The sequence below is a fragment of the Actinophytocola sp. genome (genome assembly GCF_036555685.1).
Taxonomy (GTDB): domain Bacteria; phylum Actinomycetota; class Actinomycetes; order Mycobacteriales; family Pseudonocardiaceae; genus Actinophytocola.
Map to the genome: position 1 here is coordinate 1 of NZ_DATBKY010000063.1, position 2,718 is coordinate 2,718.

General features: G+C 65.9%; 2 protein-coding genes. Both read left to right on the plus strand.

What is annotated here, in order from left to right; genetic code table 11:
- On the plus strand, positions 1-586 hold a 586-nt coding region (locus VH969_RS06945), incomplete at its 5' end, for a hypothetical protein (protein ID WP_331972187.1).
- An 842-nt stretch (positions 587-1,428) separates the two neighbouring features.
- Positions 1,429-2,718, plus strand: a 1,290-nt coding sequence (locus VH969_RS06950) for a S8 family serine peptidase (RefSeq protein ID WP_331972190.1), incomplete at its 3' end; no start/stop codon positions are given.

Here is a 2,718-nt window from a genome sequence, read left to right on the forward strand (position 1 = left end):
TTCGACCATGACCGTTCCATACGGCAAGTCGGCACTAGTAAAGGGAACGCTGCGCTCGCTGGACGGGCGGCCGATCGCGAGCCAGCCGATCGACGTGTACCAACGGCTCGACGCCTCGGGTCAGGAGCTGGTTCGCATTGCCACTCTCCGCAGCAACGCGGCGGGGCAATTCGATTACCACGCGCCGAAGGGCGCAAGCCGGACGATCCGGTTCCAGTTCGACGGCACCGAAACGCTCCACCCTGCCGCGGCGGAAGTCACGTTGCATGTGCCGGCGAGCTCGACGTTGAGAGCTAATAAGCACAACGTGCGGAACGGGCAGCGGGTGCGGTTCTCGGGCACGATCGGCCGACCCGTGGTCCACGGGCTGAAGATCATGGATCTCCAGGCCTTCTATCGCCACAAGTGGCGGACGTTCGCAACTCCTCGCGCGAACGCCAAGGGCGGGTGGAAGTACACCTACCGCTTTGAGGCCACCACCGGCGTCGTGACCTACAGGTTCCGGGTCCGCATACGACGCGAGGCGAGCTATCCGTACAGGCTCGGCTATTCCAAGGTGGTCAAGGTGACCGTCAGGGGAGGCTGAGGGGCACCTCAACATGAGATGCAAGCGGGGCCCGATACTCGTCGGGCCCCGCTTGCCTTCCGAAAATCTGATGGTGGACTTCATTTGAGCGGAGTTCCGTCGATCACCTGGGTAGGACCGCAGTGGACAGGGATCGTCGTCAAGTCCGAAACCGGACCGCCCGGAGGGCGGCTGCCGTGCGCATGCCGAGACGAGCCGCGACTCTCGGCCTGCTGCTGGTCGGCCTGGGCGCCCCAGTAGTTGCCTCGGCTCTCCCGCGCAGCTCTGTTTCGCAGCCACGGACCAGGCCGCCGCAGCGGTTCGGGACCCGCGGTCTGAGCCAAAGCCTCGTCCGAGGCCGGACCGCCAATGTGCGGGTGGCGATAACGGTGTCGCGTGACCCGCTCGCTAGGACGCTTGCCAACCCTGAGGTAGCCCACGTCCTGAGCGGGCGGCTAACGCGGTCTGAGGTCGCCGCGCTCCACCACGGCGCCCATGGGGCTGGTGCAAGCGTTGTCGCCCGGCATGCGGCCGCTCGTCGCGCCGCGGCAAGCCGGGTGACGCCGGCTTTAAAGCTGACGGCCGACATCCTGACCGACAGTGCTGGTGCGGTCCGGAGAGCAGGCGGAAGAGTGGTCGCAGTGCAGTACGTCGGACCGACGCTGATTGCAATCGTCCCGAGAGGTCGGCTGGCCGCTCTTGCCGCTCGTGCTGGGGTCGCCTCAATAACGGCGGCGCCAACTCAGCAACCAATGGGTGCGCTGGCGAATGAGACCGCGGCGGTCGGGGCGCCCACGTGGTGGAGCAACAACCACACCGGCGGGACGGGCAGCGCGGACCCCGTGGCCGCGAACCTCGCCGTCATGGACGACAAGATCGACGAGACACAGCCGCTGTTTCAGGGAGTCGCCTTCGAGCGACCGTTGAACACAACCGCTGAAACTGAGTGCGGCCAGGCGTTTGGCTGCGGGCACGGCACCGAGGTCGCGGGTATGGCGGTCGCCAGAGGCAACTCCACGTGCGGACTTTGTACGCCAGACATGGCCAACGAGAAGGGCGTCGCGTACGGCGTCGGGTACGTGCTGGACGCGGACTTCGGGACGATGGCCGACCGAGCCGTGTGTGGGTACGACAGCGGGCTATGGGCGTTCGGGTATGCGCAGCCTCCCATCGGGGATTGCGATCACTCGATGCCGGGTGCGGCCCACCCTTCGTACGTCCATAGCGACAGCCACGGCGGTTACACAAGCGCGGACGACTCGACGTCCGAGCGCAACCTCGACAAGTTCACCTCTGCCTTCGGGGCAATTCAGACCGAACCCTCGGGGAACGACGGTCTTCAGGGAACTGGATCAGGGCACATCACGAACACCTGTATCGCCTATGACGTCATCTGCGTTGGCGGAGTCAGTGTGAATGACCCCGCAACAACCGCCGACGATGCGGTCGCCGACTTTTCGAGTCAAGGGCCATCGCCGGCAGGCCGGAAGAAACCAGACCTCGTGGCCATCGCCGCCGGTGGGAACGACGGCAACATGACCGTCCTCGAGCAGCAGTACGTCACCAACAATCGCCTCGAGCGCGGCGACACTGGCACGTCATTTGCGTCCCCTCAGGTCGCCGGCGCGGCTGCGCTCCTCTACGGCGCAGGGCTGACAGACCCCCTGGTCGTCAAGGCGATCCTGCTCGATTCGACCACGCTGGGGCGACTGACCCCAGCGTCGGCTATGGGCACGCAAAGCACCTGGCAACAGGATTGGGGCTGGGGTGAGCTCAACCTCGACTCGGCCTATCAACAGCGGACCAACTTCGTGGCCGATGGGGTGGGTGCGGAGGGCGTTCGGTTCTATCGCGCGACCGTCGGTGCAGGCGATCGGGCGACTCTCGTCTGGAACCGGCGGGTCATCGGCGACGCCGATCAGACCGCCGTGCCGACCGCGCTGACGCTGTCCAATCTCGACCTCTACGAGTACGGCGGCGGGACTCAGCAGGGCTCCAGCACCAGCTCGATCGACAATGTGGAGCAGGTGCGAGGCGTCGGGTCCGGGTCGGTTATCTACAAGGTCAAAAACACATCCTCGACGGTCGACGGCATGGCGGCCGAGCCGTTCGCTCTTGCCGCCAAGAATCCACTGACGTCCGTCGCGGCACCC